19 protein-coding genes are annotated in these 22,849 nt (G+C 50.8%); 11 read left to right on the top strand and 8 right to left on the bottom strand.

The window, feature by feature from the left end; translation table 11 throughout:
- Positions 1-10: 10 nt before the first annotated feature.
- Entirely contained in the window at positions 11-637 is a 627-nt protein-coding gene (locus tag GKC68_RS12980) for a transposase family protein (protein ID WP_221612011.1), read from the top strand.
- Between the two features lie 112 nt (positions 638-749).
- Here the strand turns inward: GKC68_RS12980 and GKC68_RS12985 are convergent, their stop codons facing one another.
- The 3 genes from GKC68_RS12985 to GKC68_RS12995 all read right to left on the bottom strand — a co-directional run bounded on the left by GKC68_RS12985 (position 750) and on the right by GKC68_RS12995 (position 2,745).
- The gene (locus GKC68_RS12985) at positions 750-1,526 is read right to left on the bottom strand and encodes a site-specific integrase (RefSeq protein WP_342656226.1); all 777 of its coding nucleotides are present in this window, start codon (positions 1,524-1,526) and stop codon (positions 750-752) included.
- A gap of 302 nt (positions 1,527-1,828) precedes the next feature.
- A complete protein-coding gene (locus GKC68_RS12990; protein WP_221612009.1) occupies positions 1,829-2,332 on the bottom strand; it encodes a hypothetical protein in 504 nt (167 codons plus the stop codon).
- 53 nt (positions 2,333-2,385) lie between these two features.
- Entirely contained in the window at positions 2,386-2,745 is a 360-nt protein-coding gene (locus GKC68_RS12995; RefSeq protein WP_047714313.1) for a hypothetical protein, read from the bottom strand.
- Positions 2,746-3,244: 499 nt separating this feature from the next.
- Between GKC68_RS12995 and GKC68_RS13000 the strand changes: the two genes are divergently transcribed.
- The 10 genes from GKC68_RS13000 (at position 3,245) to GKC68_RS13045 (ending at position 13,290) form a co-directional block, all read left to right on the top strand.
- Positions 3,245-4,324 carry a hypothetical protein gene (locus GKC68_RS13000; RefSeq protein WP_342656227.1) on the top strand — a complete coding sequence of 360 codons (1,080 nt, stop codon included), beginning with the start codon at positions 3,245-3,247 and terminating at the stop codon, positions 4,322-4,324.
- Between the two features lie 507 nt (positions 4,325-4,831).
- Positions 4,832-5,272: a cyanase gene (cynS, locus tag GKC68_RS13005; RefSeq protein ID WP_089528466.1), complete on the top strand. Its 441-nt coding sequence runs from the start codon at positions 4,832-4,834 to the stop codon at positions 5,270-5,272.
- Between the two features lie 385 nt (positions 5,273-5,657).
- On the top strand, positions 5,658-6,821 hold the full coding sequence (locus tag GKC68_RS13010) for an MFS transporter (protein ID WP_089528465.1): 1,164 nt from the start codon (positions 5,658-5,660) through the stop codon (positions 6,819-6,821).
- A 42-nt stretch (positions 6,822-6,863) separates the two neighbouring features.
- Positions 6,864-7,607, top strand: coding sequence for a YqcI/YcgG family protein (locus GKC68_RS13015; RefSeq protein ID WP_176438584.1), 744 nt, complete (start codon positions 6,864-6,866; stop codon positions 7,605-7,607).
- Between the two features lie 45 nt (positions 7,608-7,652).
- Positions 7,653-8,474, top strand: a complete 822-nt coding sequence (locus GKC68_RS13020; protein ID WP_342656228.1) for an arginase family protein — start codon at positions 7,653-7,655, stop codon at positions 8,472-8,474.
- A 99-nt stretch (positions 8,475-8,573) separates the two neighbouring features.
- Entirely contained in the window at positions 8,574-9,398 is an 825-nt protein-coding gene (gene dapF / locus GKC68_RS13025) for a diaminopimelate epimerase (RefSeq protein WP_342656229.1), read from the top strand.
- Positions 9,382-10,362: a cysteine synthase A gene (gene cysK / locus GKC68_RS13030; RefSeq protein WP_089528461.1), complete on the top strand. Its 981-nt coding sequence runs from the start codon at positions 9,382-9,384 to the stop codon at positions 10,360-10,362. Before dapF ends, cysK begins: the two co-directional genes overlap by 17 nt.
- 61 nt (positions 10,363-10,423) lie before the next feature.
- Positions 10,424-11,557: a homoserine O-acetyltransferase gene (locus GKC68_RS13035; protein WP_342656230.1), complete on the top strand. Its 1,134-nt coding sequence runs from the start codon at positions 10,424-10,426 to the stop codon at positions 11,555-11,557.
- A gap of 2 nt (positions 11,558-11,559) precedes the next feature.
- Entirely contained in the window at positions 11,560-12,315 is a 756-nt protein-coding gene (locus GKC68_RS13040) for an SDR family oxidoreductase (RefSeq protein ID WP_342656231.1), read from the top strand.
- 75 nt (positions 12,316-12,390) lie between these two features.
- Positions 12,391-13,290, top strand: coding sequence for a hypothetical protein (locus GKC68_RS13045; protein ID WP_342656232.1), 900 nt, complete (start codon positions 12,391-12,393; stop codon positions 13,288-13,290).
- A gap of 939 nt (positions 13,291-14,229) precedes the next feature.
- On the opposite strand, the gene GKC68_RS13050 is transcribed toward GKC68_RS13045, so the two are convergent.
- The 5 genes from GKC68_RS13050 to GKC68_RS13070 form a co-directional block, all read right to left on the bottom strand.
- Entirely contained in the window at positions 14,230-15,267 is a 1,038-nt protein-coding gene (locus tag GKC68_RS13050) for an HNH endonuclease signature motif containing protein (protein ID WP_342656233.1), read from the bottom strand.
- Entirely contained in the window at positions 15,264-16,076 is an 813-nt protein-coding gene (locus GKC68_RS13055; protein WP_342656234.1) for a hypothetical protein, read from the bottom strand. Before GKC68_RS13055 ends, GKC68_RS13050 begins: the two co-directional genes overlap by 4 nt.
- Before the next feature lie 345 nt (positions 16,077-16,421).
- Entirely contained in the window at positions 16,422-19,109 is a 2,688-nt protein-coding gene (locus GKC68_RS13060; protein WP_342656235.1) for a hypothetical protein, read from the bottom strand.
- Positions 19,110-19,235: 126 nt separating this feature from the next.
- A complete protein-coding gene (locus GKC68_RS13065) occupies positions 19,236-20,852 on the bottom strand; it encodes an autotransporter domain-containing protein (RefSeq protein ID WP_342656236.1) in 1,617 nt (538 codons plus the stop codon).
- Positions 20,750-22,645, bottom strand: coding sequence for a putative Ig domain-containing protein (locus GKC68_RS13070; RefSeq protein ID WP_342656237.1), 1,896 nt, complete (start codon positions 22,643-22,645; stop codon positions 20,750-20,752). The genes GKC68_RS13065 and GKC68_RS13070 overlap by 103 nt, the downstream gene beginning before the upstream one ends.
- Positions 22,646-22,849: the final 204 nt, after the last annotated feature.

Raw genomic sequence — 22,849 nt, forward strand, 5'->3', positions numbered from 1 at the left:
GGGAGGGGATATGGCTCAAGATGCGATACTTATTTCCGCAACGCTCAATACTCACCGGGAAGAAACTTCAGGAAATGAAAATGAAATAATTATGTTGATGGACAATTACAATATCCGTCAGAAGCTGAAATTATCTAGTCTCACACGTTTAGATCAAAATATTTTTGAATCAGTTATTAAAGAAGCCCAGCAAGGTAAAGCTATAATTTTTAGCCACGTATCCCTTCTTTATTTGTTAAAAAGTAGTTTGCTTATAGCCTTGAAAGACTCTTTAAGCTTGAAAAAAGTTGATGTAATTTTCCTCGATCTTATGGCCTGCCAAAATACCCAATCCCATGATGAAAATAAAATTTTCCTTCACGCTGCCACAGCGCTCATCATCGACACTATTCTTTCTTATCATTCAATAAGAAATCAAATACATACTATCAATCACATATCAGGTATGGACCGGGCTAAACAGGCAGGGAAAATGAGAGGAAGAAAACCAGACATTAGAATGCATGAAAAGATTTATCAACTTAGAGTCGTTGAGGGGAACAGTATAAAAGATACAGCAAACCAACTTGGGATATCAGAACGGACTGTAATCCGGGTCACAGCACTTTTTACAGAACTTGGCAACGGCCGAATTTAAGTGATAGTAGTCAGGCCGCTAAAACCAGCCGGCCATATGTTCAACACTCAAAATGAAAAGAGTATGTTTCTGTTTATATGACGTGAAACGGCCTTGATAAGACTAGATTTTTTCATCCATTCTTTTTCAGCATTGACAGGGCTTCGCTGCCCGGCATGTGAAACTGCACCCGGTGACGCGCCGCCACATCCAGCGCAAACACCTTCGTGTACACCTCAGTTGACTTCAGGCTCTTGTGACCCATCAAGCTCTGCAGCGCCTTCAGCGGAATCCCCGCGTAAAGCATGTGCATGGCATAGCTGTGCCGGAAAGTGTGCGGCGTGACCGGCACCGAGAAGGTTACGCCGTCTTCCGCGGCGGCCGCCACGGCTTCGTTAATCCAGGTCCTGACGGTGCGGTCGGTTACGGTCCACAGCCGCACTTTTTCGGTCCGGCCGGTGTCAGGATTTCGCCGCTCGACCGGAATACGCAGCGTGGCTACCATCATCTCCAGCTGGGCGATGTAGTGAGGATCGGACAGCGGAACCAGCCGGTGGGGCACCACGCCGGACGGTGCGCGCCCGGGGCCTCGGGCAGCCTTCTCGCCACGTTGTTTCAGGGTGGCAAGCTGCACAAACGGGTGGGACGGCGTCAGGGTGAAGTCGGCCCGGGTCAGCGCCAGCGCCTCGTTGATGCGCGCGCCGGTGTTCCACATGGTGGTCAGCAGCATCTTCCGGTGCAGGTCCGGCACGTAGTGCAGCAGGGCGCTGACCTCCGGCGCCAGCAGATATTTGGGTAAGTCGTCAATCAGCGCCGCCATCTGTCGCAGCGCCAGCGCAGCCGGATAATCGATGGCAACCGGAAGGGAGGCTGTCTGTAACGGCTGACCGTAGGGAAGCATACCCGTCATGACTTTCTCCGGATGAGGCAGCAGGAATTCATGTCAGCAAACATTTTTCTCTTTCCTGTAAGCGGCAGTTTCAGCCTGCATGGTAGTGTGAAAGGATTCAAGAAACAGGGTTATATCACTGAGAGCACGCTCCAGCTGGTAGCGGCCTACGACGGTTTCAGTGTCATCCTCTGATATGCCGTTCCGGTGAACCAGGTCGTGCCGGGTATTAATAATGTCTTTGAGTCGGCTTACAGGCCATTCAGGCTCCTGAAGCAGAACGGCGCCAAAATACCTTTCAATATGCTTCACATTATGAAAAGTCATCCCCTTGACAATGGCCTGCACGGCCTGGCGATAAGCGTCAGCGGGAGCCGCCGGCTGACAGCACACTTTAAGAAAGTTGTCTGATTATCTCTCCGTCCGATCTTATGCTGGTTGGATCGGAACAGCAGGAGGTGTGGCTCATGATTAAGCAGCGCCCGGGCGCAGTACATGAGGCAGGCTTCCATCACGCTTACCGCGTGAACCCACGACATTCGTAACACGATGTCCGGCTGGTAAGAGAGGTTGAGCCCCTGCAGCGTTCTCAGTTCCGAGAAGGCGTGTTCACAGCGGGCATCGACAGAGTTGAGTGAGGCGGTAAACTCGTCCCTCAGATAGTCTTCATACGCCTGGTCTGACAGAAAGTCCTGCCAGTCAGAATAAATCTGGCAGATGGTTTCCCATTCCGGCGTATCGGGCTCTGCTTCAGGATATTTCTCGGCGGCCCACGCCTCAAACCGTTCCTGCTGCAGCTCCCACATAAGTTCTTTGGCACTTCCCATCCGAGCAATCCTCCGGAGTTAAATCGGTTTCGCTGTATTATCGATTAACTCCCTCAGCCTTTTACGTGCCCGGTGGCCAGATCCCGGGCAAGCGCCTCAAATCCCTGGTGCTCTGTCTCGAGGTAACGGCTGTAAATACGCGCATCCCGCTCCGTCAGGTTGTCAGGGTTGCCCTCAAACCAGCGCAGCAGCACCCCGATGGCGTGATCCAGGGTGTCGAGATCATATTCATGATCGCCGGACACGCCGGCGTCGCGCAGCTCCTGGCGGAACTGGTGATATTTTTGGCTGAGAACGTCAAGCCCGAGCCGGGTGGCGGCATAAAGGTTGTTTTCACCGGGTGACGAAATGGCGTTGCGGATTTTTTCAAACGCGTAACTGAAATAGTTGCGGTCAAGCATTGATTCAAACATGACAGTTCTCCGTGGGATTATCAGTGCCAATATAATTACCTAAAGTGAAAGTCAATTAAGTTACTATTACTAACGAATAGATAACGTATATTATATTCATCAGGATGAAAGATAGACTGCTTATATTCCCGCCCCGCAATTGCCGGAAGCCTGTACCCACCGGATCCGACTTTTTCCGTATCGGGCAGTAACCGGAAGGGTAGCACGGCGGCGGGGCGGGCGGAAGCGGGGTTTTCCGGGGGGATTTCCGCTGACGCATCCCCTATGTTGTGTCATGTGCAGCTGAGGAAGCCACAACATGTGGTGTGCTGCGCAGAAAACCGCCGGTGGCGGGAGAAGATCCGGTTCTAGTTCTTTTCGGATCCGGGATGAAAAAGAGATAAAACTAAGCAGTACATTTAAAATAATGACATGATGTCATTTTAGGATAAGACTTCTTTTACTTTATTCATTGTGCATTCTGTTCCATTCATTTAACTGACATTACGGAAAAGACACCATGCTGAGCCAGCTGACATTACGGTTCCCGAAAAAACTCATTGAAAGCCTGAAGTCCCGCGCTTCGGTCGAGGACACCTCCGTCAACGCGCTGACCGAACGGCTTCTCGACGGTGCGCTGAAGTCCACCTCACCGGATGATCCCTTTTTTGCGCTGCAGGCCGATCCCGCCGGTACCCGTGAGGCGCTTTACCGCAAGGTTGTCCGCGGGGAAACGTTCGGCCGCCAGACGGTGAAACCCGCTGAGCTGCGCTGGCTGTTTGCGCAGGCGCACGCGGCCTGCCAGATCGGCAGCACCTTCATGAGCTGGCCGGTAATGGAAGCGCTTCTGGGCATCACCTTTGACGCACTGGTGTACGCTGCCGAAAACGGCATCCCGGTTGACACTTACTACATAAACCGTGCCTTTGACCTGACGGGCAAAGACTACCGCGCCGAAACGGACGCATTCATGGCGGCCATGCCGCACGGCGTTGACACCACCTGGGCCGAGCTCCTGCTGCGCCCGCTTTACTCCGGCGCCCTCAACCTGAAGGCCTTTCCCGACGAGGCGACCGCCCGCATCTGTACGCCGGCGCGCCTGAAGGCCATTTTTCCGCTGGTCATCCGGGCGCAGCAGCCTGAGAGCATGAAAGGATGGGCGGCGGTGACCGGGCTGGTCACGGACGACGTCTGCCTGACTGCAGAGGTGGACGACGTCATCCTGCGGGCGGAGGTGCGCGGTAACCGCCAGCCCCAGCTGCCCGGCCAGGCCTGGCAGGCGCCGCAGTTCAGCCTGTCTGTAACCGCCGGACGGGTGTCACTGGCGCTGGGCTGGGACGTGTTCAGCGCGCTGGTCCGCTACATGCAGGCCCGCGCCTGGCTGGGGGCCACGCATGAATGGAGCGCCCGGGACAGCATGGTGATGCTGTATATCCCGCGCGGAGAAGGAAGCAGGGCCGTTCTGGGGCTGGACGGCGTCCACATCACCATGACTCCGGAAGAGTATCTGGAGCTGGAGGCGAAGTTTCTGGCGGTGGTGGCGGCACCGGAGGTGGCGCCGGTGCTGGCGGAACTGCGCTGCATATACGGAGATGTGTGACTGACAGTCGGTAGTTTTTTTCCGCCCCCCTGCGGGGAGATTAAATTAAATAATCTCCGTATTGGTTAACCCTCATTACACGACCGGGGTTATCATCATCAGGTGTTAATTCCGGCCATGCCCTGCAATTGAATCAAGTTGATTTGTTCATTTTTAAAACAAAAAGATTTTATACAGGTAGACGACTTCAGCCTGGATCAATCCATAAAGTGAGACAATCAACTACTTCAACGGTTAAAATTACTTACTTCAAGATACTGATACAGCTGATAATAATCCGACTTCACACCTTAAAATAGTAACACCTCAGGACCGCGCCAATTTTTTGCACATAAACAATAAAGCCTCATGTTATTTTCGTGTGAATAATCCCCTGAAGACATTAAAACATAAAATTTCGCATTCACTATTTAAAAGTAAAGTGCAACCCTATAAATTACATTTGACATAAATTTAAAAAACCTTCTTAAATTATAAGGCGTTTTACACATTACATAGGATCACATAATGAGAGATGAAATTACAGCGCGTATTTTGCGCCAGAAAGTTGTTAAGGGTATTAAGTGGAAGGATGTCGCTGATGAAATTGGGTGTTCCAAGGAATGGACTGCAGCCGCCTGTCTTGGAAACATGAAATTCAGTCAGGAACAGGCAGAAAAAATAAAAGAAATCTTTCAGCTGGATGACGAGGCGACGAAGTGGCTTCAGCAAATTCCTGCACGAGGGCAGCAGGCTGATTCACTGAAAAACGATCCTTTAATTTACAGATGGCATGAAATAATTTCGGTTTACGGACCTGCTTTAAAAGAAATCATTCAGGAAGAATTCGGTGACGGGATCATGAGTGCGGTCGATTTCACTATGGACATACAGAAAATGTCATCGCCTAAAGGCGACAGGGTGGAAGTCACTCTTTCCGGGAAGTTTCTTCCCTACCGTGATTTCTGAAGGCAGATGAACCGAGCATCAGCCCCTGCAGGTCACAGATAGCTCTCCACCTGGCGAACGGCCTCATGCCGGTCGCCAAAACATAAAGCCATGGTTATATATTTCCTTAAGTCAGATAACGTGCGTAACAAAAACATCTTTTCCTCCATCGTATGTAAAAAGCCTGATTTATTTTTAATTTCTTTTTTATCAATCACTTATTTTGTTAAAGTCAATTCTCTCTGCCCTCAGTAGCACATAAACTAACGGGTCTTAATTTTTTTGTTAAAAATAAGTTGCAACATTTATGTTAGGCGATCTAATGTGTTTCATCACTTCCGGATAGTGGAACTATGTGGAACTGAACGGATAACGACAAAATTTCTTTCAGAGCAGGGAATGTGCAATGTCTGCAAAGTTACACATAATCTTACTGACAACAGCACTGTTCATCGGAACATTTGCTGTTAACCTTCAGACCCCTTTGTACGGTGCCTATGCGGCTAAAAGTGGTGTGGGTGCTACTGCGGTTACTCTGGCTTTTGCAGCTTATGTCGCTGGTCTGATGCCAACCCTGCTTTTCCTGGGGGGACTGTCCGATCGGATTGGAAGAAGAATCCCCGTAGCAGTAGCTCTGGCGCTTGGTGTTCTGGCAACAGCCCTGCTGGTAATCTATCCAAACTGGGTGAGCCTTTTTTTTGCGAGAGTTTTACTTGGGATCGGTACAGGTTTAATCACTACCGCCGGCACCGCCTACATGTCTGAACTTATGGCGGGAGACGCATCCCTGCGAGCGCCGGTAATTGTCACATCTGCCACCTCCCTGGGATTTGGGAGTGGAGCGCTGGCGACAAGCATCAGCATTAAATTTCAGGGGGAAACTCTGCTCCCCGTAAGCTTTATCATTTTTTTCGTCATTGCCCTAACGGTTATCCTTTTAATGAAGACCATGCCGCCCACATTAAGGCGCCGGGAGGTATCTCTTTTCAGGCTTCCCTTTTATCCCGTCAACACGGCTGTATATGGCCTTGCAATGGCGGCTGCGTGGGCAACGACTGGAATGATTATCGCGGTTATTCCACTCGAACTGGCTCGGCTTAAACTCAGTGAATACAGTGGATTAGTCGTTTTTCTTGCTATATTTGTGGGTTTTCTTTGCCAGCCAGCTGCCAAGAAGTGCAGCAAAGAAAATGCCCTATCTGCCGGAATGATTATGACGGCACTGGGTTTTCTTGTCATCCTGAGTGGGGCCTGGACCGCCTCCGTTTCTCTGATCCTCATTGGTACAGGGATCACAAGTGCTTCAAGTTATGGCTTTACATATCTTTCCTCTCTGTCAGCCTTTTCGCTGATGGCCGGAAATGAAAAAGCCAGGGCAACGGCGGGATTATTTGTCTATGCCTATATAGGTTTTTCTCTGCCGGTAATTGCAAGCGGTGCGCTGGCAGACAAGTATGGCCTCGAACCGGCCATTACTATTTTTTCAGCATTTCAGATCGTCACCGTGGTTTTAATCCTCTTACTTATCAGAAAAAAAAATAAAATGATTTACCAGAAAATTAGAAGTTAATTTTTCCAGGAATGATTTATCTCGTTTCAAGGAATGGTTATCGTGAAAAGTCAAAATTCTCCTGCTCTTGTAGATCAGGACACAGCGTTTAACAGCTCAACACTCTGGCATCAGGAAGTTACTGCGTCGCTTGAGGCACGTTTAAGTGACGTGGGGTTTCCCTGCGTTTTCTCTAAAAGAGCATTCAGAAAAGGTATCATTAAGTTTTTATTTGTCGAAAGTATGTGTAATACGGGTCTTTGTCATCTTGCCAGGGGGATCCTGGAATTTGTACGTTTATCCTCCGACTGGGACGGCGATCTCGATAAAGCCCATCCTCTTATTGTGGCGTTTTCATCTTCATGCATAAGTGGCGACAGCATCGACGACTATCACCGTTTTGGCTGGAGCGTATTACAGAGGCTTCATGAATATGACCAAGGTGAATGGCCTCAGGATGTTGCTCGTGATGGAGATAATCCAATGTGGTCGATGTGCTTTGGCGGGATGCCTCTGTTTTTTAATATGAGCACGCCTGCTAATAAGCAGCGGAGAAGTCGTAACCTCGGGCCTAACTTTATTATGGTAGTCAATCCTCGAGAAAGGTTTGACATCGTGGCTGGTGATAACCCGGAAGGAAGAAAGGTTCGCGAAACAATACGAAACCGTATCGGCCGCTATGATGGTCAGGCACATGCATATCAACTCGGAACCTACGGAGAAAACTCCCATGAGTGGAAGCAGTACGGTTTAATTGATGAAAATAAAGATATTACAGGAACGTGTCCTTTTCGTTTTGTTAAATGATTTTATTTAAACTCTGATTGTTCGAATCATTATCAAGGTAACCTGATGATCAATATTATTGTGTCACAAGGCCGTATTGCCGATCGTGCCAACGGAATGATAAAAGGCGCAGCCATGACAGCGAAAGCATTTGCCATCCAGTACGGTATCAAACCCGTATACCTGGGTACTCCTTCGCCAGCCCGGCACGATGACTGGAGCGAAAGTCTGCCAGAGGCAAAAGAAACACTCACCTTACTGAAGTCAGAATTACAAAACATCATAGAGAAAGGCCACATCCCGGTTGTCCTGAATAATACCTGTTCAGCGAGTCTCGCAACCCTGCCGGTAATCGCTGAAGAAAATGAAAACGTCGTTGTGTTATGGATTGATGCACATGGAGATTTTAACCTTCCGCAAACCAGCACCTCAGGGTACCTGGGAGGCATGGTACTGGCCGCCGCGAGTGGTTTATGGGATAGCGGCCATGGCGCTGGCATCAAACCGGAAAATATTGTTCTGGTAGGGGCCCGCGACATTGACGACCAGGAGGCTGCATTAATCCGGCGCTCAGGCGTCAGGATCGTTTCTCCTTCTGAGGTCAGCGAAGAGCGAATTCTGAAAGAAATCGGCAGTGCGAAAGTGTGGGTGCACATAGACTGGGATGTCATGGAGCCGGGATATCTTCCCGCTGATTATACGGTCCCCGGCGGGTTAGTGCCGTCTCAGATAAGAAGTATTCTTTCTGCTATTCCCCGGTCATCTTACACAGGACTCGAAATCGCAGAGCTTAATGCATCCGACGATGAAAAAGTGAATGAAAAAGCACTCTCCTTAATCATTGAGATGACAGATCCTTTTTTTATCAAGCAGCAAACTGAATATTAACCCCTCAAAAATATATTGAGTTAAAGCTGAATAATATATTTTCCTGAAACGAGGGATCGTATCCTTATGCCTATCCGAAATGAACTGCATTTTACCAAAATGAACGGTGCAGGTAATGACTTCGTCATCCTTGATTTACGCCTCTACAGCGATATTTCAGCGAAGGACTGTCTGACGCTTTCAGACCGCCATACCGGTATAGGCTGCGACATGATACTGGGCATCCTTTCACCTCGTGACCCGCGTGCAACCGTCGCATTCAGGATATGGTGCGCCGATGGTTCAATATCGATGCAGTGTGGTAACGGTGCCCGTTGTATCGCCGGCTGGGCACTCCGTGAAGGGCTGGCATGTTCACCGGAATTCATGATCGAGAGCCCGTCAGGCCTTCACTCAGTACAAGTACTCCCATGCGGAAATATCTGCGTCTCCATGGGCTGCCCTGACTTTTCTCCGGCAAGCCTTCCCATGCAGGGTTACCCGGCAGAAAAAGACATCTATGAAACGGATCTCAGTAACGGAAACAAGGTGCAGTTCAGCGCTTTGTCTGTAGGCAATCCGCACGCAGTTATTCTCGTTGAAGACGTTGCCCGTGCTGATGTTTATGCAACCGGTACGGCACTTCAGCATTCAGCCTGCTTGCCCGAACAGGTCAATGTCGGTTTTGCCCAGATTTTATCAAGAACGGCTATAAAACTCCGCGTGTTTGAGTTCGGCGCCGGTGAAACTCTCGCCTGCGGCAGTGGCGCCTGTGCAGCCGCGGCTGCGCTGATAAAACAGGGCCTGCTCGACAGAGAGGTGTCTGTTTATCTTCCCGGCGGAGAAATATCAATAAGCTGGGAAAGTAATAATTCCGCAATTTACATGGCCGGTCCGGCCGAATACTCATTTAAAGGAAGCATTCCCTATGCCGCTTTACAATAATATTCTCGATACCATTGGCCGCACGCCCATCGTCAGACTTCAGCGTATGGCGCCCGCCCACGTCTCTATGTATGTCAAAGTTGAATCGTTCAATCCCGGCGGTTCTGTCAAAGACCGTCTAGCCCTTGCGGTGATTCTGGATGCGGAACAAAAGGGGAAAATCCGTCCGGGTGACACCATCTGTGAGTGTACGTCAGGTAATGTCGGCATTGCCCTGGCGATGGTTGCAGCTGCAAGAGGATACAAATTCGTTGCCGTCATGTCCGATACCTACTCCGTTGAAAGACGGAAGTTAATACGCGCTTACGGAGGCAAGGTAATCCTTTTCCCCGGCTCTAAAGGCAGTAGCGGTGGAAACAAAATTGCAGACCAGCTTGCTGAAAAGTACGGCTGGTTCAGAGCCCGTCAGTTTGATAACCCTGCCAATCCCGCATTCCATCGCGAAACCACGGCATCAGAGATACTCAGCGACTTCGCCGGGAAGCGGCTTGACTTTTTCGTCTCCGGATTTGGAACAAGCGGTACCCTTACCGGTGTAGGGCAGATGTTAAAAAGGGCGCGTCCGGAGGTGCATATCGTCGCGGTTGAGCCAGAAAATGCCGCGGTCCTCGCAGGTAAACCGTGGAACGTTCATAAAATTCAGGGCTGGGCTCCGGACTTTATTCCGAGCGTCATGGACAAAAACGTGATCGATACGCTGCTGACCATTAATGAGGATGAAGGATGCATCGTCGCTCGCCGCCTTGCCGCAGAAGAAGGCATTTTTGCCGGCTTGTCCTCTGGTGCCACGCTGGCAACAGCGTTGAGAGTGGCGGAAAAAGCTCCAGAGGGAGCTGTCATCCTGGCCATGCTGCCAGATACCGGAGAGCGCTACCTTTCTACCGTTCTTCTCGAAGGTGTCAGTGAAGGTTCGGATGATGAGTGGCTCAGCGCCTTAGATCTCCCATCGCAGGTAACCTTTTAAGCCAACAGGCCTGATACATGAGCCTGCCGGGCTCACTCTAATCTGATTGAGGACTCAAGCGATGAGGGAATTCATTCCTCCCGCAAGCCGTTTCGTAAATTTACCGGACGGATTTGCAATGAAAAGAGGAGGCAGGCTGTGGGGAGCCCGCATTGCCTATGAAACCTATGGACAGCTTAACAGTACTGGTGAAAACGTCGTGTTGATTCTGACAGGCCTGTCGCCAGATGCTCACGTCGCCTCCAGTCCGTCAGACCCCACCCCGGGTTGGTGGGAGTCAATGGTTGGTCCGGGCAAGCCCGTAGACACTGACACATGGTTCGTTATTTGCGTTAATTCACTGGGTAGTTGCAAGGGCTCGACCGGACCGGCCACCGTGAATGCGCGCACGGGCATGCCTTACCGGCTCGATTTTCCTGAACTCAGCATTGAAGATATCGCCGATGCCGCAGCGTATGTTGTGCACTATCTCGGTCTTGAGCGTATAGCCTGCGTTATCGGTGCATCAATGGGAGGAATGACTTCATTAGCGTTGCTCAGCCGTTATCCGTACATAGCGCACAGCCATATTAATATCTGTGGAGCCGTACATTCTCTGCCTTTTTCTATCGCCATACGCACCCTGCAGCGTGAAGCCATCTGCACCGATCCTGGATGGTGTGAGGGCAACTATACGGAGGACAACTATCCCTGTCAGGGCATGCTGATCGCGCGCAAACTGGGGCTGATCACTTACAGATCAGCTACCGAATGGAAGCACAGGTTTGGACGCTTTAAATCAACAGCCTCACACGTCAAGAACGAAAAATTTTTAAATCCGGAGTTCGACATCCAGAGTTATTTGGCCGGAAATGCCGCACGGTTTTGCCAGAAATTTGACCCTAACTGCTATCTCTACCTGAGTCAGAGTATCGACTGGTTTGAACTGGGAAACTCGCCAGATGCCAGCAGCGTAAAGGGCGCTTTGTCTGCGATCAATCTTGAACGGGCTCTGATTCTGGGAGTGCAGACAGATATTCTTTTCCCTCCTGAGCAGCAGGCCTTCATTGCCGACGGATTGCTTAAGGGCGGCGTGAACGTCACAACAAAGCTGCTTGATTCGATTGAAGGCCACGATGCTTTTCTGGTCGATACGCAAAAATTTGGCCAGGAGATAAAAGATTTTCTTGGGACAATTTACAAAGGAAAACGCTGAAAATGACTGACGTTAACTGCACATCCAACAGGATTGCTCTTGTCACAGGTGCCAATAAGGGAATTGGTTATGAAACAGCCCGACAACTTGCCGGGCAGGGAATAACGGTGATCATAGGAGGAAGGGATTTAAAGGCCATCAAAATGGCAGCAGATAAGCTTACGGACATGGGATATTGTGCAGATCACATTCTGTTGGATATCACTTCTTCAGACCATATTTACGCTGCACAGCGCCTGATAAATGAGAAATATGGAAAGCTTGATATTCTCGTCAACAACGCAGCAATAAGAATTGAGCAATATGGCCTGAATCCCTCAGAACAGCCGATACAGAAGTGGCGCGATACGTTTAACACGAACCTTTTTGGGATGGTCGAGTTAACCGGGGCTTTACTTCCCCTGCTCAAGACATCACCGGCAGGGCGGATTGTGAACGTATCCAGCCTGCTGGCGTCTATCACAACTCATACTGATACGGATTCATACGCCTACAGCCCGATGTTTAAGTCTTTACCAGCTTATAGCGCAGCAAAAAGCGCGGTCAACTCATGGACCATTCACCTTGCGTACGAACTCCGGGAAACCTTAATAAAGGTCAATGCTGTGCATCCGGGATACACCGTTACGGACATGAATGACGGAGCCGGAGATTTGGATGTTTCAGCTGGCGCGCAGACCAGTGTGCGCATGGCTCTGCTGGATAACAGTGGACCCAGCGGTACATTTACCCACATGGGAAAAACCATTGGCTGGTAACAGCAGCAATATACCTGCCGGTTCAGCAGTAATACTGAAAGGTATTGAGAAAACATCAAAACTAAAGGACTGTAAATGACGACAATTGCACTGGTCACCGATGCCGAGAGTCTGCCGAACGATTATGACATGCCTTTGCTTATCAAAGCCTGCAAAGAGGCGGGTCTGGAAGCTGAAGTTGTCAGATGGGACGATAAAACGCTGAACTGGAAAAACTTCAAGTCAGTTATTCTGCGATCTCCGTGGACTTATGTTGAGCGTCTTGATGACTTCATATCATGGGCAGAGAGAGTTTCTGCGACAACCGAACTCTACAATCATCTGCCAGTGATTAAATGGGGGCTTGATAAAAATTACCTGCTTGATTTACAGGATGCAGGGGTAGCGATCGTGCCCACAATTGTGATCCGGGCCGGTGAACAGTACGTTAATACTCTGGTGAAGGATTTTATTAAAGAGCTGAATTCTTCTGCCGAAATTGTGATTAAGCCTGTCATCGGGGCTTATTCTCGAGGCGTTCGCAGATTCCGGCTGGCTGACACTGAATCGGCAACCGCGTATATTGACGAACTGCGTTCTCAGGGCAACGATGTTTTACTGCAGCCCTATCTCACCTCTATAGACGTCAGCGGCGAGACTGATCTCGTTTTTTTTAACGGCATTTACAGTCACGCCATACGAAAGAGCGCGCTACTCCAGCCGGACGGTAGTGTCAGGGAACCCCTGCAGGAATTCAGGACAGAGCGGCATCCTACTGAAGCTGAGCTCGATCTTGCAGGTTCCGCAGTAAGAGCAGTGGAAAAGATTTTTCGTCTCGAAAAACCGCTGCTCTATGCCAGAATCGATCTGATTCTGGACGACAACGGCCGACCGGTTGTTCTGGAGATGGAAATCTGCGAGCCCTCGCTAAACCTTCCTTTCTCCTCGGGAAGTGCTGAACGTTTCGCAGAAGCTATAAAAAATCGTATCAGTTAAGTAGACAATGCGCTGATAACGGTTCTTCTGTCTGTGTTGTTTTGCTCTGAAACAAAACGCTCAACGCACCCTTTTCAGGGTGCGCAAATAAGATGACTGGATGAGAGCAGGATTTTTAAGCCCTGCGGTTACAGACTCGCGGCTATCGACAATCACTTTCGTAAACAGGCTCCGGACGTGTAAAAATAACTTAAAACAATTCAACCCACTAATATCTAAGTAAATAATTGATAATCCATTCCATTGACTTTCGCTTTCAGCTTTTCACGTCTGAAGTAAAACCCGGCAGATTCTTTGTCTGAAAAAAGCACAGTAATGAATCAGGCCCTTATCTCACAATGGTTAAAACATTTTCGCTTCTGGCTTTTTTCGGATCTGCGGGAGGTGACAGAAGCGGTGTGTGCAGCATGCAGTGAATAATGGCGTAAATCAGCCTGTAGGGTTTATTGTGGCCGAAGCCCACTGATACGTCATAAAAACATAAATATTGCACAAAGAGGGAAAAGGGGCTTCAGGACCGGGTATTGTGAACAGGCGCAGTTCATGCGAGAAAACGGGATTGTACGGGGGGAGCCGGGTAATGCCTTCCAGCAGGACGAGCAACCATCCAAAAATCTTACTTTTAAGACGTCAGATAAACGGCAATTAACGCAAAGACAAGAGAAAATAGAAATAGCGTAACGCGGGTATAATAATGCCGATGTATGGCTGTTTAAAATAAACTGAATCAGCACTACATTTATCACTGTGCATGCATCGTTTTCGGATAAAGAAAAACCTTAACGGTTTTTACTGATGGTGGTGAATTCCTTGTGATATCAGAAAAAACATCCCTGTAAAACATATCTTACTGAGTGAGGTAAAACGTCCGCAGGTATTAGCAACCTAACTTGTCGAGTTATATCCATTCCGGTTACCGGTTAATATACACATCTGTTTTTATATAGATGCAATTAACCCAGTCAACATGTTTCCTCTAATATCTTCCCCCTCTTCTAGAGTGTAATTTTCACTGGTTTCGGGATTTATGGCATGCTCCAGATGAAAATAGAAGGCGTTTCCTGCCTCTCTTATCATACCCTGCCTTTTAGATAAAAAATCCGTCGTGAGCGGTCGTGGGCCTTTTGAGGTGTTACAGGTTTTGCAAACTGCAACAATATTAATTACGTCATTATAGAGTCCGGCACTCAAAACGTGTTTGTGTGCTGAAACAGGTTTGATGTGATCGAGTTCGAATGCCGATTCTTCATAAACCCCCAGACAATACAGGCAGATTTTACCGTGAAAAGTCTTTACACCGCTTGTGGTTATCTGGTGTTTCAATAATGACTTTTTAATATGAACTTTTTCTTGTGGGGCATCATTTTTCAGCTCCGTTCCGTCACCTTTCCTCTCCGTACCTTCGTCTTCGATCTCCATACCTTTGTCTTCGATCTCCGCACCTTCGTCTTTAATCACAGTGCCTTCGTCTTTAATCTTAGTGCCTTCGTCTTTTAACTCCGTACTTTTCTCAAGGGATTCTTTAATGATACTAAAATCTGCACCATCACCTGTAAGGTGTTCGTTAAATAAAGAATTAAAATTTTTTAAGGATTTATCTATGTAACTGGCTGACAAGCCTGACCTTTTGGAGTTTTCGAATTCATTACTTATCAGTTTCAGGTATTCTCTGACTGCCTCGCTTACTGGCGTCTCCGCCTCAGCAGATAGTGAAGCTTCACGAATCGTATCTCCTCGGGTGTGCCTTTTACCGGGTTTTATCTCCGGCTCTTCGCCTTCTTTTTCTGTTACATTCTCATCTTCCGGAGGACTGTAGGGGTGGATGCGATTTCTTTTGTCGTTAATGTCTGCAGATTTTTTAATTAAACTCAAGATATCGGGGTCGTCAATTACATATTTTGAATAAAACGGTTTAAATGAGCTTGTAGCTTTGGTTGATGGATCAGTCTTTCCTTCACCCGTAAAATAAGCATTCATCCCCACAGCTTCAGGACTTTCAGTAACATAAAAAAATCCCGCTCGCTCAGATTTTCGATTTTATTCAAAACCTTCCTTATTGAGCTGATTTTGAATGCGAGGGCGTGGGCGTTTTTTTTATTTGCATAGGCCTCTGAAACCATGAGTACATTGTCAATATTGAGGGCATTACTTTTTTTACTATTACACGTATGGCAGCATAAAAGTAAATTAAAGTATTCGTTATGCCCTCTTTCGACAAGATGATGGCGTGAAAAGCTACGTCTTATTTCGCCACTAAGAGAATCAACAGTAACATAATCATCCTGAGTTTTTTTTATTAACGCCTGAATGTAATCAGATGTTAATATCTCCTCAGAACGCGGTAAAGTTTTTCCTATAACCTTTAATCTTTCCGTCTGCAGCGCTTTTAGATCTTGTGCCCCTTCACATGCTTTTTTCTCCGCAAGAAGCAGGTGTAAGTAACGAGTGTAAACCTGTACCGGAATGACGTGATCTACTCTGCACGACTCCAGTGTGACATCACTGAAGCAGTAGGGGCAGGTGATCATGTTAACCTCTGCTACTGTTTTAAGTACGGGCACTTTTTTCAGATGGTAGGCGCGCATGTAAGGACTAAAACCCTTTAATTTAAAGACATCATTATACTTCATCGCTTTATTTGCAATCTCTTCTAATGCCTTCATGTTATTCTCAAGGTACATCCCAACCGTGTAATTTTTAAATTCAGTGCTAGCGATTTTTTTCAGGATGTTTTTTTTCAACTCCTCATCGACATCTGGGACATTTGATGGACGTTTACCTGGCATTTTACCTCTCCTGTATTTCGCATTCAGCATAGCCGCCTGGAAAATGGCGGTTATGCTGACATATTGTTGACGCGTTTATTTTTTATATTTGTGCGGTGACAATTTTGGGAGCAATCTGCATTGTTTTGTCTCCCCTAAACTTTGCATCAAACCCTATCGCAATAATTCTTTCCCCTGTCGTAGCGGTTGTCTTATCCCTTAATGCAACATCCATGTCGGGGCCGCTAATGAGGGAAGACTCGGGTGAAAGATCATGGTTACTGAAGTAATACCATTCACCATCCTTTACTGCCTGATATTCAAACCTCAGGCTTCGATAATGCTTGTTGTTACTGACTGCCATTCTTAAACTGTACAATGAAGATCCACTGGGGGGAGATACAGGTAATCAGTTTCAATCAGTGTTTTATGATTGTCATCCAGAATGTCTGAATAATATTCATTTTGCCCTCGCTCATGGCTGACTACGCTGTCTTTTCCGTCGTCACCTCTGACACATAATTCCATGTGCAGGACACATTGTTTATCCTCACCACTTCCCCGAAGCCCCTCAAGAAAGAAAACTATTCCGGTAATTGATCCATTTAAGATCAACGGGCGAGTGTTAATGCTGACCACTTTAGTGGGTTCAAAAAGGTTCTGGCAGGAACGCTCGAAAAAAATTACTGCGGAGTCAGGCTCGCCCTTATACGCTTCGATAGTTAATTTCTGGCTTGGCGGGGATTTTCTTTCCTTAAGGATTAACGCACTCCCGGTAACAGCCATGTCCTGATCATTGAATGCTGTAATTGACTTATCAGCTGAGGAAACCGTGGCAGCTTTAAGTTCCCCTGCTGAGGTGACACTCCATTTCTGGACAAGATCGGGGCGGGAGGGAGAGGCTGTGATAGCCCCATTGACCTCATCAGCTGACAGCAACAACGGAACAGCCTGACCGTTAACAACCTTAGACAGGGCAGAAACAAAGTGTCCTGAGCTTTCGCGATGCCACAACTGATGTCTTCCGTTGATGTCAGGCTGGGCAATGACGTTTCGGATTTCTGCCTTATTAATTTCACCAAGCGATTCGGCCTGAGCTACAGAAAATACTAAATTCCTATCTGAAAGGACTATTTTAACCCATTCATTTTCGGGTGCTTTATTCACTTTTTTTTCTGTTCCAGAGGGGACTTCTGCAAGGAACCAGAGATGGCTTTCCCGCCCTGCTGATGCACGTTTTTTCATGCAAAGAGTTGAGGCTGTAACGGCTTCCAGAACGTAATCATTTCCCAGGGCGCGGCAGGTAAGCTCTCCCGAACCCGGATAGTCCCAGACCTGAGAAGGCTCGTTGCTCAGCTGAGTCAGCTTCACCGGATAGCTTTCGAGAGAAGCGGTCTTGTCCCCCGCAGACAGGTCAACGGTTAACGCAAAATTGATATGATTCACCTCACCGTGAGCCGATTTTCTTCCGGTCGCCATGAGAACCATCTGCCCGTTTTCGGTCATTCTCCAGAGCTGAGAAGGGGCGGTCCCGGGCTCAACCAGAACAGCATTCTGTCCTTCACTCGGAACCACGGTATCTGAGGCCACAGCAGCACTGAAGGCGTGGCTCTCAATACTAAAATACACCTCTCTTGCAGTCTGGCCGACTCTGTTTCCGTATTCACCATAAAACAAGAAAAAAGCGTTATGGATATTAAGCAGGTCGCGTTTAGAGCAGCTTTCCGCCAGTTTGCTGAGAACCCGCCAGCACTTATCCCGAAGCGAATGTGGTAAAAAATTTATGCTTGGAACCAGATTCTCGCGCTGAACACTTGCCCAGCGTCGGTAATCGTAAAGAGATTCTGCCCAGGCCGCTGCGTCCTGTACCACCGTTCCTTCGCCCCCAATAGCATTGAACGTCATGGATTGCGTTTCATTTGAGGATTTCGCTTTCGTCGCCTCCTGCTTGCTTTTTTCAATACCGCCGCTTACTTCAGCGTCTACATAAATGGTGCTCAGGCTCGCTTTGACACTTGCGCCAAAACGATCGGTAAAATCAGAACTTTTTTCGTTTCCTTCAAAAAATTTCTTTTCTGTGGCAAAAAGCCTTCCACCAATCAGAGTTTGCAAGGGAACAAAATGGCCAAAATCGTCAAGGACATCTTTGAGTTTTTGAAAGGCGCTGAGCCAGCTCTGGTCGACGGCAGCGCTTTCATCTGATGCAGAGCCGGAAACGGTCCCGGTCTCCTCAAGTCCGCTTAATGCCTGGGTACAAGCATCAAAGAACTCTCTGCTGGCACAGCTCTGCGATTTATTAAAAGACAGTTCAATTTTAGGGAGATAGAAGTTAGCTGTGGTATAGACAGTTTTTCCAACGTAGCCACTGCTTTCCTCCTGTCGTCCGTATTTCGCCAGGGAAGCGCCCAGTCCTACGCTGCTCCCAAATCTGCCTGCGGCCACTCCCAGTGAAAAGCTCAGGTTGGTGACGCCATTTTTCTGTGTCTGAAATACAGAATTAGAAGTTGTGTAATAATTTTCAAAGTAGCCTGAAAAATTGGGCTTCCGGTATAACAACTGCGTGGGATTCAGATCCTGTTCATCATCATTTTTGGTATTTTTATCTCCTGCATCGCTTCTCATAAGGACATCGCGAAAGCCTGCTTCTACCGGATTACTCAGCGCATGATCTATCACGACACCACGGTAAAATCCCACGCGGTCCAGCAAATCTTCACGCTGTGCAATGCCCAGGTCAAAAAAATCCGGCTCATCCTTGAAGCGGGCCTTGTGGGCTTTTAAAAGGTCAACGACTTCCCGCGGGGCAAACTCATGATTCTCATGCGCGAGCGCGCTGAGTTTTTCAAAAAGGGGGGCGGCCAGGTCAGGCGCTTCGACTTTCACCGCCTTCAGTAGCTTTGTCCGGTGATCGGCCAGTTCAGCGCGCTGCCGCTTCTTCTGCTGCTCGGTCTCTGCTTCAGCCTGTGTGACGGCCATGAGTTCCTGCTCTTTCATCACTTTACCGACACGTTCGTCGATACTTGGCTCATCCTGCCCGGGTGAATCAGTTGACATGGTATTCTCCTGTTAGGAAACCTGCTGGTTTGCATATGACACAGGACTGCACTCTGCAGCCACATTCCTTTTTGCCTGGCGCTGATATGTACCGCCCGGCAGGTCTTGAATCCGTCAGTGCTGTAATCAGAAACCTATATTCACCCGCAGCATCACCATCTGCTCGCGCGTGCGCTGTGCGTCCAGCCCCAGCGTTCCCTGGTAGGCAATGCCCGGCGTGATGCTGTGCGGCAGCAGAAAATCCATGCCGGCCCCCACCGTCACCGTCTGCCGGCTGGGCTCCGTGAGCGGCACGCGCCAGGTGTCGCTGGCCGTATCGGCATAGCCGACGCGGGCTGAGCCGCTGTCGCTGAGCGCCTGCGCATACTCAACACGGCCCTGCAGGCGCAGGTCGCCCCAGCGCGCCGGGATGCGGCGTTCACCGAGCAGCCCCGCGCCGGCAGTCACCTGCGAAACCGTCTGGGGGGCAAAGGCAAGACTGTAGGCGCCCGCGCCGGTCTCGCTGTAGCCGTCAAGCCAGGTGCGGGTGTACTGCAGGCGGGCGTAGGGTGAAAGCAGGCTGTCGGACGTGCGGAAGTCATAACCGGACGTCAGCGAGGAAAAGACCTGTCGCCCCGACCGGCTGCCCCGAGCTTCATCACCGGTTCCGGTAACCACACGGTTGCTGTCAAAGTCCATCAGCCCGTGCCCGATAAGGCCGTCCACGAAAAACGTCCCCGGATGATAGCTGCCGTAAAGCCCTGAGCTGAACGCACGTCCGTTCGTGCGTGACCCGCTGTCGCCGATGTCGCTGACGTCACGGCCGAAACCGATGCCCATGCCGGCAGTGAAGGCCCGGGTAAACCGGTAGTCGGCCCCTGTGGTCACGCCCACGGTGGTGTGGCTGAAGCGGACCCCGCCGGCCTTATCGCCACCAAAATCCACATAGCCGCCGGTCCAGTAGGAAAGCCGCTGCGCCTGCTGTTCAGTGGAAAAAGGCAGTGAGGGGATGCGTGGCTGTGCCGGCGCGTCGTTCATGAAGGCTTTCTGCTGCTGCCAGGCGGTGGCCCACATTTTCTGGTCCGCGTCATGCTCCGGCTGGGCTGAAGGCATGGAAAAGCGGATGCCGGTCATGTCAGAAGGGAGACTGTTCCCGCTGTGCAGCTGCTCGAGGCGGTCGCCGAAGTTGCGCAGCTGCGCGCGGGCAAAGTTTTGCGCGGCCTGGAACTGTGCGCTCACCAGGCCAATGACGTCAGCATCCTGTGCAGGGCTGGGGCGGGACGTGATGGTCAGCAGGACCTGCGCGGGGGACGTCGTGCCCGTCGGGCCGGTCAGCACGTATTTGAGTGCAACGGTACCGCTGGCCTGCGCGGCGGCGGTAAAGAACAGCTGAAAGTCACTGCCTGCGGCGCGCACTGCGGCATTACCCAGGCTGCTGTCCGGCTGCTCAAGCAGCTGAGCGTCGGTAAACGGCCCGCCCGTTGCGCCGCCGGTCAGGCTCACGGTCACCGACTGACCGGCCACAAGCGTCGCGCTGTGGTCTGTGGCCTGCGGCCCGGCGGCTCCGACAGACAGGGTGTATCCCGCCTGAACAATGTTTCCGCCGGCATCCGTGACCAGAACGGTGAATGCGCCGTTACCGGCAGCCTGCGGGACGCCGCTCAGCTGGCCGTCGGCAAAAGACAGGCCTGCAGGCGGGGTGCCGCTGAGCTGCCAGCGGTATGGGGAGGTGCCGCCCGTGACGCTGAAGGTCTGTGCATACATTTTTCCGGCTGTGGCCGGAGGCAGGGGGCCGCCCCCGGCTGTAACCGGAGAGACTGCGCAGCGGCACTGACCACAAGCGTGAAGCTGGCGGTACCGCTGGCGCCCAGGCTGTCCGAGGCCGTGACCTGAAAACTGTAGCTCCCCGCAGCGGCAGGCGTCCCTGAGAGTTCGCCGGTCGCGCCGTTGACCGTGAGCCCCGCCGGCAGGTTAACGGCGGTGTAGCCGTAAGGCGCCGTGCCGCCGCCCGCGGTCACGGTCTGCGTCCAGCGGCTTCCGGCCGTTGCAGGCGGCAGCGCGCCGCCCGGTGGGGAAAGCGTCAGGACTGACGGAGACACGCTGACTGAAATCCGGGCGCCGGCTGACGTCCCGCTGCTGTTGCTGGCGGTGTAGGTGAGGCTGTCGCTGCCTGAATAGCCGGCGGCGGGCGTGTAAGTTATCCCGGTGCCGGAGACCGTGGCGCTGCCGTGAGAAGGTGGCGCCACAATGCTGAGAGAGGTGGCCGCGCCGCCGGAAAGACTGAGGGGCAGCGAATTGCCGCTGCTGTTGGCCGCCACTGTAGCGGCGCTGTCGCTGGCCACCGGCGCGGCAGCGCTGACGCTCAGCGTGTAACTGGCGGTGCCGGTGGCACCCCGGGCGTCCGTCGCGGTGGCCTGAAAGCTGTAACTGCCCGACGCAGAGGGCGTTCCTGACAGCGTACCCGATGATGCACTCAGCGTGATGCCCGGCGTGAGTGCCGTGCTGCTCCAGGTATAAGGGGCGGTGCCGCCTGTCGCGGTGAGCGTCTGCGACCAGGCCGTGCCGGCTGTGGCTGAGGGCAGCGAACCGGACGCGGGAGAAAGGGAAAGCGTGGGGGCGCTGACGGTCAGGGACACCGTAGCGTCTGCTGACGTACCGCCGCTGTTTGCCGCGTGCCAGACAAAACTGTCGCTGCCGGAATAACCGGCCACCGGCGTGAAGGTGACCGTGTTACCTGAAACGGTGGCGCTGCCGTGAGCAGGTGACGTCACCAGGGTCACCGACGTGGGCGTGCCGCCACTCAGGGCCAGCGGGATGGTGTTATTCGCGCTGTTCGCCGCCACGGTTGCGCTGCTGTCTGCCGATACCGGCGGGGCCTCCCCGCGGGTAACGGTGATGCTGTATGAACGGGTGGTGCCGTCCTGTGCCGTCACCACCACGGAAATAGTGTTGCTTCCGGTGGCCAGGCTGATGCTTTGAGAAGCAGAGCCCGAAGCCACGGCCGCGCCGTTAACCGTTACTGTGGCATGGCCTTCACTGACCACTGGCGTGACGGTGACTGACGTGACGCTGTTTGCAACAGAAGCACTGTAGCTGCTGGTCCCTGAACTGAACGACGGCGAGAGAGTACCGGCTGAAAGCGACAGGCCTGACAGGGTGGCATCACTGGATGAAGAGGTGGCGCTTGTACAGTTAAACACCAGATTGCTTATCTGACCGTGAGATGTGATGGCACGGACAGCAAGGCCGTTTGCTTCCAGGCTGCCCGCGGGAACGGTAATGGAGACGGTGTGCGGGGAAGTGCTGGTTGAGTTGGTGGCGTTGTAGGTCTGGGCGTTACTCAGATCATTACGGGCAAGACTTAAGCTGTCGGTGTTCATCGGAGGTGAGCCCTTGCCTGCGCCGCTGTCGGTAAAGCTCAATGTCAGTGCGTCACCCGGCGCGAAATCTGAGTTCGGATACCTGTTGGTGCTGTAGGACAGTGATGTGGAGCCGGACAGGCTATTAACGGCTGCGCAGCCGTTTGAAAGCGCAAATGCTTCGGGAGTTATACACATGAGCACAACTGCAGAAGCCACGCAGGCGAACAGGTGCCTGAAGGAAACGGTAAACCCCATATGTCACCCGGAAACAGTTAAATGGTTATGATAATTTTTTAGGATTACTCCCATTGATACACGCTAACACAGAATTTTACTTACCGAAACAGGTGTCCAAGAATTACAGTGAAATCTGCTGCTTTGCACCGGCGGAAGTGTCTT

It is taken from the genome of Pantoea sp. RSPAM1 (assembly GCF_038816185.1).
GTDB classification, from domain to species: Bacteria; Pseudomonadota; Gammaproteobacteria; order Enterobacterales; family Enterobacteriaceae; genus Pantoea; species Pantoea ananatis.

Bases quoted from the DNA above. Each gene is read 5' to 3' on its own strand.
- cysK (WP_089528461.1), top strand. From the start codon at position 9,382: ATGCCGCTTTACAATAATATTCTCGATACCATTGGCCGCACGCCCATC.
- GKC68_RS13035 (WP_342656230.1), top strand. From the start codon at position 10,424: ATGAGGGAATTCATTCCTCCCGCAAGCCGTTTCGTAAATTTACCGGAC.
- GKC68_RS13040 (WP_342656231.1), top strand. From the start codon at position 11,560: ATGACTGACGTTAACTGCACATCCAACAGGATTGCTCTTGTCACAGGT.
- GKC68_RS13070 (WP_342656237.1), bottom strand. From the start codon at position 22,645: ATGTGTATAACTCCCGAAGCATTTGCGCTTTCAAACGGCTGCGCAGCC.
- GKC68_RS12995 (WP_047714313.1), bottom strand. From the start codon at position 2,745: ATGTTTGAATCAATGCTTGACCGCAACTATTTCAGTTACGCGTTTGAA.
- GKC68_RS13000 (WP_342656227.1), top strand. From the start codon at position 3,245: ATGCTGAGCCAGCTGACATTACGGTTCCCGAAAAAACTCATTGAAAGC.
- GKC68_RS13010 (WP_089528465.1), top strand. From the start codon at position 5,658: ATGTCTGCAAAGTTACACATAATCTTACTGACAACAGCACTGTTCATC.
- GKC68_RS13065 (WP_342656236.1), bottom strand. From the start codon at position 20,852: ATGTATGCACAGACCTTCAGCGTCACGGGCGGCACCTCCCCATACCGC.
- GKC68_RS13050 (WP_342656233.1), bottom strand. From the start codon at position 15,267: ATGAATGCTTATTTTACGGGTGAAGGAAAGACTGATCCATCAACCAAA.
- GKC68_RS12980 (WP_221612011.1), top strand. From the start codon at position 11: ATGGCTCAAGATGCGATACTTATTTCCGCAACGCTCAATACTCACCGG.
- dapF (WP_342656229.1), top strand. From the start codon at position 8,574: ATGAACGGTGCAGGTAATGACTTCGTCATCCTTGATTTACGCCTCTAC.
- GKC68_RS12990 (WP_221612009.1), bottom strand. From the start codon at position 2,332: ATGGGAAGTGCCAAAGAACTTATGTGGGAGCTGCAGCAGGAACGGTTT.
- GKC68_RS13020 (WP_342656228.1), top strand. From the start codon at position 7,653: ATGATCAATATTATTGTGTCACAAGGCCGTATTGCCGATCGTGCCAAC.
- GKC68_RS13060 (WP_342656235.1), bottom strand. From the start codon at position 19,109: ATGTCAACTGATTCACCCGGGCAGGATGAGCCAAGTATCGACGAACGT.
- GKC68_RS13055 (WP_342656234.1), bottom strand. From the start codon at position 16,076: ATGCCAGGTAAACGTCCATCAAATGTCCCAGATGTCGATGAGGAGTTG.
- GKC68_RS12985 (WP_342656226.1), bottom strand. From the start codon at position 1,526: ATGACGGGTATGCTTCCCTACGGTCAGCCGTTACAGACAGCCTCCCTT.
- GKC68_RS13045 (WP_342656232.1), top strand. From the start codon at position 12,391: ATGACGACAATTGCACTGGTCACCGATGCCGAGAGTCTGCCGAACGAT.
- cynS (WP_089528466.1), top strand. From the start codon at position 4,832: ATGAGAGATGAAATTACAGCGCGTATTTTGCGCCAGAAAGTTGTTAAG.